Here is a 13667-nt window from a genome sequence, read left to right as displayed (position 1 = left end):
CAAAGAATAATTTCAAAACAGCCATTAGAATTGTTATTAAATAACAGCTTAAGCATTTAATGACAAGTTTCAGGATTATGTTGATGATTGGGATCTGTATTCGTACAGTTTATATCGTGACCGGGAGATATTTTCATTGCTTCCTTTTTTGGGGAAACGTACGGAATTCCCAGTTCCAGACCTCGTACAATAAAAAGACCGCCTAAAATAATCATCACCACCGGAACTACTTTAAGTACTTTTATCCTAAATGTCTGGCTCATCAGATTACCCACCAATACAACCGTAAACATAAAAGGAAGAGTTCCCAATCCGAATAAGCTCATGTAAAAAGCTCCCTGCCAAATGCCGCCACTTGCCAGACTTGCTGTGAGTGCCATATAAACCATTCCGCATGGCAAAAATCCGTTCAAAATTCCGGTTGTAAATCTTGACCGGTAATCTGCTTTTTGGAGTAATTTTCCTAGGTTAGATTTTACTTTAAAAAGAAATTTCGAAATAAACGGAATCTTTGATGCGAAATCTTTTCCGCCAAACGAAAATAAAGCCATAATGATAAGCAAAACTCCAACACCAATGGTAAGATAGCGTTGGAATCCTGCCATTTCAAATCCTTCGCCTATAATACCCAGAATACCGCCGAGTAGAGTATAGGTAAAAATCCTTCCAAACTGATAGGTCAGATTCTGAAGATAATAATTAGTTGCTTGTTTCTTGGTCAAACCCATTGATAGCGCAATGGGGCCGCACATTCCGATACAGTGGAATCCTGATGCGAAGCCTAAGCCCACTGCAGATATAATCAATGCTATTTCCATATCACGTCATAGTCCAGTCGATAGTCGGTTTTATCTTTTGTCCAGCTCAGTCTCAAAGTGTAGTTTCCTTTAATTAAGACAGCCGCAGGGATCGTGAAAGAATTGTCTGTCTCAAGCTGAACAGTTTTTTTTATATCTAAATTCTGATCATCTGATCTGTTTAATACAAAACTGACTGTTGAATTGGAGTTATTGATTTCCAAAGGAAATGTAATGGTAATTCCTTTTGTTGATTGGGAATACACTGGTTTTTCTTCCAGTTTATCCGCACGGTTTTTTGCATCAATTACCGATTGATACTGAAGCTCTTCTTCATAATAATGTTCAGTCACCATTTCCGAATTTTTTTGACCGTTCGGAAAAAGAAACAGCATTGACAAAATAAATATAATAAATGCGGCAAGTGCTAAAACAATACCGTGCCCCCAAGTGAAATTTTTCATAATTTTTTTCTTTAAAACTGTAATTTAAAAGGCCCTTCAAAATAAGTCTGGTACGAATCAATGAGCTTGCCGTTCATGTCATACACCCCAATGGTAATATTTTGTTTAGATAAATTCATTTCTGCTTCCGGGAAACTGATGCTGATTGTTCCTTTGGCTATTTTATCACGCTCAACCGTAATTTTACTGGAGCCGCTGAAACCTATTTCTGCATGAGAAGGCTCAATAACTTTTATAGTAACAATTTTTTTATCGTTAGTCTTATTGAGAAATGTATAATTATATGTATTGGTAATTTTTCCTTCTCTTACGAAGAATGTACTTCCTGCTGGTTTGATGAATTTTGCTTCCATTTCGCCGCGGTTATAAAGTAAGAAACCTAAAAATCCTATCAATAACATCAGTACCACAGAAAAGCCTTTCATTCTTCCCGTGAATTTGAAAGGAATCTGTTTTTCTATTTCATTTTCCGAAGCATATCTTATCAATCCTTTTGGCAAGCCTACTTTTTCCATCACTTCATCGCATGCATCAATACACGCTGTGCAGTTCACGCATTCCAGTTGTTGACCGTCACGGATATCAATTCCTGTCGGGCACACCACAACGCACTGAAAACAGTCGATACAATCTCCTTTTCCCGCAGCTTTTCTGTCTTCGCCTTTTCTCCATTTAGAACGGTTTTCGCCTCTTTTAAAATCATAAAAAACATTGATGGTATCTTTATCAATCAAAACTCCCTGCAATCTTCCGTACGGACAGACTAAGGTACAAACCTGTTCTCTGAACCATGCAAAAACAAAATAAAATGCAGCTGTAAACAGGATCATTACCATGAAATTGGTAGGATTGGCAAAAGGTCCCTGTGAAATAATATTGAAAACTTCCTCATATCCCACAATATACATAAACATGAAGTGTGTGATAATTAAGGAAATGATAATGTATATCGACCACTTTAAACTTCTTTTCCAGATTTTTTCACTGTTCCATTCCTGTCTGTCCAGCTTCATTTGCTTATTACGGTCTCCTTCAATAGCATATTCAATTTTACGAAATATAGACTCTAAAAAAATTGTCTGAGGACATATCCACCCGCAGAAAATTCTTCCGAATGCAATTGTAAAAACGATAATGAAAATAAGTGAAGCAATAGCACCCAGCGTAAGAATAAAAAAATCTTGAGGATAAAAAGGCTGTCCGATAATAAAAAATTCTCTGTCGATGACATTGAACATGAAAAACGGATTACCGTTAATTTTAATAAATGGAATTGAAAAATAAATCAGCAACAAAATAAAGCTTACTAAATTTCTGTAGTTGGTATACTTTCCTTTAGGTTTTCTGGGGAAAACCCATTTTCTTTTACCAGACTGTTCCATTGTGCCTATAGAATCTCTATAGGTTTCAGGATCTAATACCTGACCCTGTCCGCCGCGAACGGCTTCATTCTCTATTTTTGACATTTTTGGTATATTTTAAAAACGAAAAAAACATAATCCGTTACTATTTTTATCTAATAACAAATTATGTTTTTTCATATATTTTTAAATTTAATTACTGTTTTTCCCAATTCGCTTCATCCCCGTAAGGAGGAGCTCCGCCTTCTGCCGGAGTAATCGGCTTTTTAAGCTGATTGATTGAGTAAACATATGCCGCAACATTCTGAATGTCTGTACCTGTAAGAACTCCGTTTTTACCCCAAGCCTGCATCGCAGTTCCGGTAACTCCGTTTTCTACGATATGGAAAACATTTTTAAAGAGTTTTTTCTCAGGTTGGTTTTTCCAGAAGTTATCGGTTAGGTTAGGACCAATTCCACCTCTTCCCCCTTCAGAGTGACAAGACACACAGTTAGTTTTGAATACTTCTTCTCCTGCTGCAATATTATCTTCAGAAAATTCTGCGCTTTCAAGAGTCACAGGCGGCTGATCTGCTAAATATGCAGCAACGCTTGCTTCCTGTTCCTTATATTCTTTTTCGTATTCCTTAATCGGACTTGCAAAATCTGTGAAAGAAAAAGCAAATACATAGACGATACAAAAGGCAGTTCCGAACCAGAATAATCCAACCCACCATTTAGGAAGCTGGTTGTCTAGCTCCATAATGCCATCAAAGCCGTGGTCAATAAGAATATCTTTTTCTTCAGTTTCAGATTGCTTTTTAAATGCAGCCATATACTGTCTCTTTAGAAAAGGTATTTTCTTTTCAGCGAGATATGTCGCTTTTTCTTCATCTGATAGTTTCCCAAACTTCTTGTTTTCGATTAAATCTCCGATTGCACTGTGTATGTACGCCAATATTCCGCCAATGATTACAGTACCCCAGAAATAAAGGGATGAAAAAAACGAATAACTTTGTACAAACAGATAATAAAAAACAATTAAAAGTCCTGTTATAATTAAAATGTTTACAAAAACCGGTGTTCTTTGTTTCATAATAAGTAGTTTAATTTTTTAAATTAAAATCATCCTCGTCATCCCCAAGCGGTGCATGTTCTTCCTCTTTGTAATATTTTTTGGGTCTGCTGAACACATATATTACAAGAGCTACGAAAAACAGCATAAAGAATATCAGAGCCAGAGTCTGATAAAAACCAGCATTATCAGTATTGGATAATATGTCTTTAAAGTTTTGAGGAATCATCAGTAACTTTTAATATTTAGTTATTACTCGCTGTTTTTATTTCAGTCGTTTTAATATCTGTACCTAATCTTTGCAGGTAAGCAATCAAAGCAACAATTTCTTTCTTCTCAAGTTCACCTTGTGGTCTTTTCGCATATTCGTTTTTCAAATCTGCTGCTTCCACAAAGATGTCTTTTACAATACTCGCAGCCTGATTATCTGCCCATTTATCAGCAGAATCAATTTGAGCTTTTGTATAAGGCACATCATATACTTGCTTCATAAAAACAATTTTGTCTACCATTTTTGAACGGTCTAAATTGTTTGAAATCAACCAAGGATAACGAGGCATGATAGAACCTGCTGATGTAGATCTTGGGTTGTACATATGCTTATAATGCCAAGAACTTGGGTTTTTTCCACCTTCTCTGTGCAAATCAGGTCCTGTTCTTTTAGAACCCCAAAGGAATGGTCTGTCGTATACAAACTCTCCTGCTTTGGAATATTGTCCGTTTTTACCGTTAAATCTTACAATTTCATCTCTGAATGGTCTTACCATTTGAGAGTGACAGGCATTACATCCTTCACGGATATATAGATCTCTACCTTCAAGTTCAAGCGGTGAATAAGGTTTTACCGCTGATATTGTTGGTACACTTTTCTTTAATGAAAGAGTAGGAATAATTTCTACCATACTTCCTATAGAAATTGCTACGAAAGATAAGATACCCAATAATAAAGGCATTCTTTCCAGCCAAAGGTGAGTACCTTCTCCCTCTTTTCTCTTGTTGCTGATATTAGCTAACGCAGGAGCTTCTGCAGGAACTTCTTTTTGGAATGATCCTTTTTTGATGGTCATATAAGCATTAACAACCATTAAAAGTCCTCCTGAAAGATATAAAAGTCCTCCTACAAATCTCATTTTATAATACGGAACGATAGCTGTAACAGTATCTAACCAGTTTTTCCATAAAAGAGTTCCGTCCGGATTAAACTGCTTCCACATCAAACCTTGGGTAAATCCTGCAATATACATTGGTACCGCATAGAAAATAATACCTAATGTTCCTAACCAGAAATGCCAGTTTGCTAATTTTACAGACCATAGTTTTGTTCTCCACATGATCGGGAGCAGATAGTAAATAACGCCAAACGCCATAAAACCATTCCATCCTAAAGCACCTAAGTGTACGTGTCCAATTACCCAGTCAGTAAAGTGACCAATCTTATTGATGTTTTTAGTTGCTAAAAGCGGACCTTCGAAAGTTGCCATTCCGTAACATGTAACAGCTACAACGAAGAATTTAAGAATAGGATTTTCTCTTACTTTATCCCAGGCGCCTCTTAAAGTTAATAAACCGTTGAGCATTCCACCCCAAGACGGAGCAATAAGCATGATGGAAAACCCTGTTCCCACCGCCTGAGCCCATGCCGGCAAAGCAGTATACTGAAGGTGGTGAGGTCCTGCCCAAATATAAACAAAGATCAATGACCAGAAGTGAATAATTGATAATTTGTATGAAAATACTGGTCTGTCTGCTGCTTTTGGTAAGAAATAATACATCAAACCAAGAACCGGTGTTGTCAATACAAATGCAACAGCATTGTGACCATACCACCATTGTACAATCGCATCTTTTACTCCTGCGTATGCTGAATAGGATTTCCATCCTGCGAAAGACAACGGAACTTCAAGGTTATTGAAGATATGAAGCATGGCAACCGCGATCCATGTACCGATATAAAACCAAATCGCAACATACAAATGGCGTACTCTTCTTTTAGCAATCGTTCCAAACATATTAATTCCGAAAACAATCCATGAGAATGCAATCAAAATATCAATTGGCCATTCATGTTCAGCATATTCTTTAGAAGTGTTGATCCCCATAAAGAATGTGATGAAAGTTGCCACAATCATGATTTGCCATGTCCAGAAATGAATCCATGAAAGGGTATCACTGTACATTCTGGTTTTAAGCAATCTTTGTAGCGAGTAGTAAACTCCTACATAAACGATATTACAAACAAATGCAAAAATTACCGTTGTGGTGTGAAGCATTCTGATTCTTCCAAAACCTAGCGCACCGTTGGTATTTATTAAGCCTTGTATGTTTCCTGACGCCAGACTTTTGATTGTTTCGTCATCGGTCCCGAACAAAAATTCAGGAAGCTCAGGATAGAAAAGCATCAATGCTGCCGTAAGCCCGAATACGAAACCGATAATTCCAAAAACTATGGTTGCGTATAGGAATGCACGAACAATACTGTTGTCATAACTAAACTTTTGTGTCTCCATATTAACTATTCACTTTTTTCTTCAAATTTATTACTATCACCTTTTTTCTTTTCGCTGTCGCTGCTCGAAAGGTCTTCTGTTTCCTTGATTTCTTCATTATCAAAGAGGATTCTCACAGCAGGAGATTCATCATCTTCAAACTGTCCTTTTCGGGCATACACTATAAATACGACCAGAAAAACGGCAGCCAAAGAAACGCTGCACAGGATCATTAAATATAGAATATCCATCTGACAACAAAATTAACCTATTTTCGGGTTTCAAATTTAGTGAAAAATAATGATTTTCGTCACGAAATACGGGTTTTGGTTAATTTAAAACCAGTCTAAATAAGCGTTTTTATACTGCTTTTTTAAAATGTTTTCTGCCTAAAATCCATGTGGAAATTGTAGTAAAAGTGATCACGGTAATAGAACTTATCGGCATGATGATGGCAGCGAAAAGCGGACTCATGTTTCCGGTTACTGCAAAGCTGAGACCTACAATATTGTAAAGAAAACTGATTACGAATGTTAATTTGACAATGGTAATAGATCCCTTGCAGGCATTAAGGTAATGATTAAGCTGCGTCACTTTTTCTCCATTCATGATCACATCTGAGGACGGTGTAAAGCTGTTGCTGTCGTCCGAAATTGCAATTCCTACGTTGCTTTGCTTCAGTGCACCGGCATCATTCAGTCCGTCACCGAGCATGATCACTTTAGAGCCTTGATCCTGAAGGTTTTGGATGTAATTTAATTTGTCTTCAGGGCTTTGATTAAAAGCCATAGAGCTGCAATTCGGGATAATTTCTTTCAATTGGTTTTCTTCTGATGAATTATCGCCGCTCAGAATATAAATTTTATACTGAGTAAGTTTTGTGAATAAGTTTTTGAGGTTGTCGCGATATTCATTTTTGAAAATATATTTCCCTAAAAACTGATTGTTTTTGCTGATGTAAACCGCTGTTTCCAGATTTTTTGACTCCTGATTGTTGTATTTTGCCGAGCCAATTTTGTATAAATTTCCTCTGATGTATGCTTCGTATCCTTTTCCGGAAATTTCCTCGAAATTTTCTACGGGATAATATTCGTCGGGAACATTCAGATAGTCATACAGAGATTTGGATAACGGATGATTTGAATTTTTAACCAGGCTTTTAATGTTCAATAGATCAAATTCCTGAATATCAGATCCTTCGTATTTTAAATTTGATTTTTTTCTGTGCGTAATTGTTCCTGTTTTATCAAATACAAGAGTATCAACTTTAGCAATTTTTTCTATAGTTAAAGTGTCTTTTACGTAAAATTTATTTTTGCCCAAAATCCGCATGATATGTCCAAAAGTAAAAGGCGAGGATAGCGCTAAAGCACATGGGCAGGCAATAATAAGAATGGCAGAAACAACCTGAAACATTTTTTCAAGATCAATAAAATACCAATATGTTCCTGCAACAACAGCAATGCCTAAAATGATGAATGTGAAGTATTTACTAATGTTGTTGATGAGTGTGTCAAGTCCCGTTTCATGTTTTTTAAACGCTTCTTTGTTCCATAGCTGGGTGAGATAACTCTGATCCACATTTTTGATAACTTCAAGCTCAAGAGAAGAACCTATCTGTTTTCCTCCGGCGAAAATTTTATCCCCGGGATTTTTAGAAATACTTACGCTTTCACCCGTAATAAAACTGTTGTCGATATTGCCTTTTCCGCTGATTAAGATTGCGTCTACCGGAATAATTTCCTGATTCCTTACAAGAATTCTGTCTCCAATTTTAATTTCAGAAAGCAGAATGTTTTCCTGTTTCCCGTTAAAATCAACTTTTGTTACGGCAATTGGATAAAATGATTTATAATCTCTGTCATAGGATAGTGAGCTGTAAGTTCTTTTTTGGAAAATTTTCCCCAAAAGCATAAAAAACAACAGTCCGCATAAAGTGTCAAAATATCCTGGACCGTAATCGGTTGCAATTTCATAAATACTTCTTCCAAACAGGACGAAAATTCCTAATACAATCGGAACGTCAATATTAACAATTCTGTTTTTTAAGCCATACCAAGCTGATTTGTAATAATCTGACGCAGAGTAAAAAACGACAGGTACAGACAAAAGAAACATTAAAATTCTGAATAAACCTTTGTAATGCTGCATCCAGAAATCTTCGCCACCAATGTACTCTGGGAACGCCAGAAACATTCCGTTTCCGAAAGCAAAGCCGGCAACGGCAAGCTTCACCAGCAAAGATTTATCTAGGTTTTCTTCATTTTTATCTGCTGTTTCCAGATTTATGGCTGGTCTATAGCCAAGATTGGTAAGAAATTTAGCAAGTTCGCTCAGCTTCAGCTGGTTATGGTCAAAAGAAATCTGTAGCGTTTTTCTGGTGAAATTTACCTGAGAGTATTTAATATCTTTGTGTAAAGTATGAAGGCTTTCTAAGAGCCAAATGCATGAAGAGCAATGAATTACAGGAATTCTAAACGTCACGAGACTGGTATTGCCTTCAGAGAAATCAGTTATTCTGTCAAAAATTTCCTGAGTGTCTAAATAATCAAACTGAGATGAATCGTCTTCTGAAGGTCGGATTCCTGCTTTTTTATTAAGCTCGTAAAAATTACTTAGATTGTTGGTATTCAGAATTTCATAAACAGATTTGCAGCCTGTACAGCAGAAAATTTTTTCATCGAAATAAATTCTCTCCTTTTCTATCTCTTGCCCGCAATGAAAACAGTTCTCGCTCACCTTCATAAATTATTGACTTACAAAATTATAACAATTTTTTTTGTTTATCGGATTAAAATGTTCTATTTTTGTGATAAATGTCATATAAAATGTCGCAGGAACAACAAATTGCCATTGAAGAAAGATTTGCAAGAGTTTTCAATGATAATTCATTCAAAGAAAGGCTCAGCAGTGCAGATTTTGAAAGATATATTAGAGCTAAAAAAAAGCTGACTTTCGGTAAGCATGATATCATTTTTGAAGACGGAGAAGCACCGAAAGGTGTTTTCGTTTTAGAAAAAGGAGCAGCAAAACTTTCAAAATCCGGAGCGTTCGGGAAAGATCAGATTCTGAGATTCATCAAAGAAGGCGATATTATTGGATACCGATCTTTGCTTTGTGGTGAAAATTTTCAGGCTAAAGCAGAGGCAATGACCGACATTGAAGCTACTTTTTTACCTGCAGATGTTTTTATGTATCTCCTTGAAGTAGATTCTCAACTTTCATTTGTAATGCTGCAGAAGATTTCTTACGAACTGGGAGAATCTTCTAATACCATTACTTTTTTAGCACAAAAAACAGTGAGAGAAAGACTTGCTGAAATATTGCTGCTTCTTGAGCAAAAACTAGGAACTGATCCTGAGGGTTTTATCAAAATTTCTTTAACCAGAGAAGAAATAGCCAATATTATTGGTACTGCAACAGAAAGTGCCATCAGATTGATTTCCGAATTTAAAGGAGATCATCTCATTGAAGTGGATGGCAGAAACATTAAAATCCTGAATCACGAAAAACTGATGAAACTGGGGCACGTTGTTTTATAAAGAACAGAGATGATTGATTGCTGATAAATCAATCATCATTTTTTTTGCTCAAAACTTCTGACGAATAATCTTTCATCACTTATTATCTATCACTCATCATTAATTATTATGTCTGTACATTCTGAAATAAAAAAAGTTACGACTGAAACCTTACGAAAAATGAAATTCGATAAGGAAAAAATCACAATGCTCACCGCTTACGATTTTACCACTGCAAAAATGGTAGATGCAGGCGGAATAGATGCTGTACTTATCGGTGATTCGGCGGCAAATGTAATGGCTGGTTTCGAAACAACGCTTCCCATAACACTGGATCAGATGATTTATCATACACAAAGTGTTGTAAGAGGTATAGACAGGGCATTAATTGTGGCGGATCTTCCGTTCGGAACTTACCAAAGCAATCCGGATAAAGCACTGGAATCTGCTGTAAGAATGATGAAAGAAGGTGGTGCTCATGCTGTTAAAATTGAAGGAGGAAAAGAGATTTCAAAGTCTATCAAAAAGATCATCAATGCCGGTATTCCAATTATGGGGCATTTGGGATTGACTCCACAATCTATTTATCAGTTTGGAACCTACAAAGTAAGAGCTAAAGAAGATGCTGAAGCAGAAAAACTGATCAGTGATGCAAAACTCTTGGAAGAATTAGGATGTTTTGCGGTTGTTTTAGAAAAAATTCCTGCTGATCTGGCTAAAAAAGTTACAGAGAGCATCACAATTCCTACCATCGGAATTGGAGCAGGACCCGACTGTGATGGTCAGGTTTTGGTGTACCATGACATGATCGGTATGAACAAAGGTTTTTCGCCCAAATTTTTGAGAAGATATCTTGATCTGTATACGGAAATTACCGGGGCTGTTTCACAGTTTGTAAAAGATGTAAAAACATCAGATTTTCCAAATAAAAATGAAAGCTATTAATGAGAAATAATTTACAGGCAGCTCAGGGAATTTTGTCGATTTTAGCCATCATCTGTATTGCTGTAGGATGGTTTAATCTTTTTTCGGAGGATATCAATTCTTTTCTCTCCAGAAGATTGTTCTATATTCTGATAGGTCTAAGCTTTATTTTGCAGGCTCCGACTTTAATCAACAATAAATTTACTTATCCGATGTATGCGGCAGCTGCATTATGTATTGTCGGTGCTTTTTTACCATTGGATTCTCCCTTTGCCTCCATCAAAACACTTGGTCTTTTAGGGGGAATTGTTATTTCGTTTACCAACAGATCTCAGTATAACAAATAAACAAAAACCAAATAAAATATTTTAATCCATTAAAGTTATTACAGAAACTTTAATGGATTTTTTAAATCAGTTCTTCGTCCTGAAAATACTGAATGATTGCTTTTTTCATCAGAATCTGCTGTTCGTTGGGTTTTAATTCAGGCAGTTTTTCTACTTCCTCAAAATGAGGATAGCCATCATCGTCATAATGCGAGAATTTGAAATATCCGAAAGGTTCGAGCAAACGGCATACTGCTATATGAAGAAGATTTACTTTGTCGTCTTTAGTGTATTTTTGCTGTCCGCTTCCTAATTCCTGTACTCCGATTAAAAAAAGATAGGTTTCTATCGGTGCATTTTTCTCAGTATCAAAATTTTCACTAAAAAACTGTTCTACTTTTTGCCAGTATTCTGATTCGTTGATCATAATTTTTATCAATTAATTGTCATTTTCATTCGCCTTATCATTCTCTGAGTTTTGCTCATCCTGTTTTCTGGCAAGATCAAGCAATTCATTAAATTTTTGATTTTTTCTTTCCTGTATATATTCCTGTTTTTCAATTCTTCTTATTTTACTTTTTTGAAAAAGATAATATGAAATAAAAAGGCAAAGAAAGATAATTGCAAATGTCATCGTTTTTCTATTGTTTGTCAATTTTTAATAGAAATGCGTATTCCAGCGCATCTTCCTTTAAAGATTCAAATCTTCCGCTTGCTCCTCCGTGTCCGGAACTCATATCAGTTTTGAAAATTAGGATGTTATCATCTGTTTTCAATTCTCTCAGTTTTGCCGTCCATTTTGCAGGTTCCCAGTATTGCACCTGAGAGTCGTGAAAACCTGTAGTAATCAGAATATTCGGATAATCTTTAGCTTCCACATTGTCGTAAGGCGAATATTCTTTCATGTAATGGTAGTACTCCTCATCATTTGGGTTTCCCCATTCGTCGTATTCTCCGGTTGTTAAAGGAATGGTTTCGTCAAGCATTGTGGTTACAACATCTACGAAAGGAACCTGTGCTATAATACCGTTGAATAAAGAGGGTTCGTAATTCATCACCGCACCTACCAAAAGTCCGCCTGCGCTTCCTCCCATAGCATACAAATGTTTTGAAGAGGTATAATTTTGCTTAATCAAAAACTTTCCGGCATCTATAAAATCAAAAAAAGTATTTTTTTTGAATAACATTTTTCCGTCTTCGTACCATTCTCTTCCCAGATATTCTCCACCTCTGATATGTGCAATGGCATAAATAAACCCTCTGTCGAGAATTGATAACCTTACATTAGAGAAACTTGCATCAACGGTATGACCATAACTTCCGTATCCATATAAAAGAAGCGGAGTTTCGGCTGATTTTTTTGTGTCTTTATGATACACCAGAGAGATAGGTATCCTTGTTTCTCCATCTCGGGAATCTGCCCAGATTCTTTCAGAAATATAATTTTCCGGATTAAATTTTCCACCTAAAACTTCCTGCTGCTTCAGCATTTTGGTCGTTTGATCTTTCATATTATACTCAAACGTTGTGCTTGGTTGGGTGAGTGAAGTATAACCGTAGCGGAGAACTTCCGTATCAAACTCAAGATTAATGCCAATGTAAGCGGTGTAAGTAGGATCTGTGAAGCTGAGATAATGAGATTCCTGATTTTTTCCGTCGATAATTTTAATCCGGAGTAAACCTTGTTCTCTTTCTTCTAATACAAGATAATTTTTAAAAATCTCAAAACCTTCCAGTAAAATTTCAGGGCGGTGAGGAATCACATCCACCCAGTTTTCCATACCGCAGTTATTGATTTTTGTTTTTACCAGCTTAAAATTGGTAGCATCATCAGCATTGGTAATGATATAAAACTCATCTTCATAATGTTCCACAGAATATTCCAGATCATCTATTCTTGGCTGAATGACTTTCCAATCAGCAAAAACATTATCTGCAGGAATAAAACGATGCTCATCTGAAATTGTGCTGGAACTAGCCATGAAAATATATTCCATAGATTTTGTCTTGAACACGTTTACGTCAAAAGTTTCGTCTTCTTCATGAAAAATCAAAACGTCTTCAGCAGCATCAGTTCCTAATTGATGTCTGAAAACCTGAAATGCACGCAGGCTTTCATCTTTACGGATGTAAAATACATGCACATTATCATTCGCCCAGACTGCTTTTCCTGTGGTGTTTTCTATTACATCAGGAAGAATTTTACCGGTTTTTAAATCTTTAAAATTGAGCGTATAAATTCTTCTTCCTACATTATCAGAGGAAAAAGAAGCTAATTGATTATTGGGACTCACCGCAACATTGGCTACTTCAAAAAAATCTTCTCCTTCTGCGAGGATATTTACATCAAGTATTATTTCTTCTTCATGGTCAAGACTTTTATATTTTCTGCAGAAAATAGGATATTCTTTACCCTCTTCGTAACGAACGATATACCAATAGCCATTGAAAAAATAAGGCAGTGACTCATCATCCTTTTTATATCGTGCTTTCATTTCCTCGAAAAGTTCTTCCTGAAGCTGTTCGGTATCTTTCATTATAAAATCCGAATAGGCATTCTCCGCTTCTAGGTATTGTATCACTTCGGGATTTTCTCTTTCATTCATCCAGAAATAAGCATCTGTTCTCTTATCTCCGTGTATTTCAAGTGTTTTTTCTATTTTTTTTGCCTGTGGAGCTTTCATCTGATCTAATTCTTGTTCAAATGTAGTTAAAAAAAAACCATCTTACCTGC

At 36.1% G+C, this 13667-nt stretch carries 14 protein-coding genes; 3 read left to right on the top strand and 11 right to left on the bottom strand.

Features of this window, described 5'->3' with window-relative positions:
* Positions 1-56: 56 nt before the first annotated feature.
* The 8 genes from AC0NBN_RS11615 to AC0NBN_RS11580 form a co-directional block, all read right to left on the bottom strand.
* Positions 57-818 (bottom strand): sulfite exporter TauE/SafE family protein, encoded by a 762-nt coding sequence (locus AC0NBN_RS11615; RefSeq protein ID WP_143883211.1) that lies wholly within the window; start codon positions 816-818, stop codon positions 57-59.
* Complete coding sequence (locus AC0NBN_RS11610; RefSeq protein ID WP_160812663.1) at positions 809-1261, bottom strand: FixH family protein; 453 nt, start codon at positions 1259-1261, stop codon at positions 809-811. The genes AC0NBN_RS11615 and AC0NBN_RS11610 overlap by 10 nt, the downstream gene beginning before the upstream one ends.
* Before the next feature lie 11 nt (positions 1262-1272).
* Positions 1273-2727: a cytochrome c oxidase accessory protein CcoG gene (ccoG, locus tag AC0NBN_RS11605; RefSeq protein WP_143883213.1), complete on the bottom strand. Its 1455-nt coding sequence runs from the start codon at positions 2725-2727 to the stop codon at positions 1273-1275.
* Between the two features lie 91 nt (positions 2728-2818).
* Positions 2819-3697, bottom strand: coding sequence for a c-type cytochrome (locus tag AC0NBN_RS11600; RefSeq protein ID WP_143883214.1), 879 nt, complete (start codon positions 3695-3697; stop codon positions 2819-2821).
* A 10-nt stretch (positions 3698-3707) separates the two neighbouring features.
* Positions 3708-3905, bottom strand: a complete 198-nt coding sequence (locus AC0NBN_RS11595) for a cbb3-type cytochrome oxidase subunit 3 (protein ID WP_143883215.1) — start codon at positions 3903-3905, stop codon at positions 3708-3710.
* Between the two features lie 16 nt (positions 3906-3921).
* The gene (ccoN, locus tag AC0NBN_RS11590; protein WP_160812664.1) at positions 3922-6183 is read right to left on the bottom strand and encodes a cytochrome-c oxidase, cbb3-type subunit I; all 2262 of its coding nucleotides are present in this window, start codon (positions 6181-6183) and stop codon (positions 3922-3924) included.
* Between the two features lie 5 nt (positions 6184-6188).
* Complete coding sequence (gene ccoS, locus AC0NBN_RS11585; RefSeq protein ID WP_143883217.1) at positions 6189-6413, bottom strand: cbb3-type cytochrome oxidase assembly protein CcoS; 225 nt, start codon at positions 6411-6413, stop codon at positions 6189-6191.
* A gap of 109 nt (positions 6414-6522) precedes the next feature.
* Positions 6523-8901, bottom strand: coding sequence for a heavy metal translocating P-type ATPase (locus AC0NBN_RS11580; protein WP_474468437.1), 2379 nt, complete (start codon positions 8899-8901; stop codon positions 6523-6525).
* An 89-nt stretch (positions 8902-8990) separates the two neighbouring features.
* Between AC0NBN_RS11580 and AC0NBN_RS11575 the strand changes: the two genes are divergently transcribed.
* The 3 genes from AC0NBN_RS11575 (at position 8991) to AC0NBN_RS11565 (ending at position 10954) form a co-directional block, all read left to right on the top strand.
* Positions 8991-9704, top strand: coding sequence for a Crp/Fnr family transcriptional regulator (locus AC0NBN_RS11575; RefSeq protein ID WP_143883805.1), 714 nt, complete (start codon positions 8991-8993; stop codon positions 9702-9704).
* A 108-nt stretch (positions 9705-9812) separates the two neighbouring features.
* The gene (gene panB / locus AC0NBN_RS11570) at positions 9813-10628 is read left to right on the top strand and encodes a 3-methyl-2-oxobutanoate hydroxymethyltransferase (RefSeq protein ID WP_143883219.1); all 816 of its coding nucleotides are present in this window, start codon (positions 9813-9815) and stop codon (positions 10626-10628) included.
* Entirely contained in the window at positions 10628-10954 is a 327-nt protein-coding gene (locus AC0NBN_RS11565) for a hypothetical protein (RefSeq protein WP_143883220.1), read from the top strand. Before panB ends, AC0NBN_RS11565 begins: the two co-directional genes overlap by 1 nt.
* Before the next feature lie 61 nt (positions 10955-11015).
* Here the strand turns inward: AC0NBN_RS11565 and AC0NBN_RS11560 are convergent, their stop codons facing one another.
* Genes AC0NBN_RS11560 through AC0NBN_RS11550 form a run of 3 tightly spaced genes read right to left on the bottom strand, consistent with a single transcriptional unit; the run spans position 11016 to position 13617 of the window.
* Complete coding sequence (locus tag AC0NBN_RS11560) at positions 11016-11360, bottom strand: hypothetical protein (RefSeq protein WP_160812666.1); 345 nt, start codon at positions 11358-11360, stop codon at positions 11016-11018.
* A gap of 12 nt (positions 11361-11372) precedes the next feature.
* On the bottom strand, positions 11373-11567 hold the full coding sequence (locus tag AC0NBN_RS11555) for a hypothetical protein (protein ID WP_143883222.1): 195 nt from the start codon (positions 11565-11567) through the stop codon (positions 11373-11375).
* Positions 11568-11574: 7 nt separating this feature from the next.
* A complete protein-coding gene (locus AC0NBN_RS11550) occupies positions 11575-13617 on the bottom strand; it encodes a S9 family peptidase (protein WP_160812667.1) in 2043 nt (680 codons plus the stop codon).
* Positions 13618-13667 lie beyond the last annotated feature (50 nt).

It is taken from the genome of Chryseobacterium sp. L12 (genome assembly GCF_056133985.1).
This window is presented reverse-complemented; position numbering and strand designations above follow the sequence as displayed.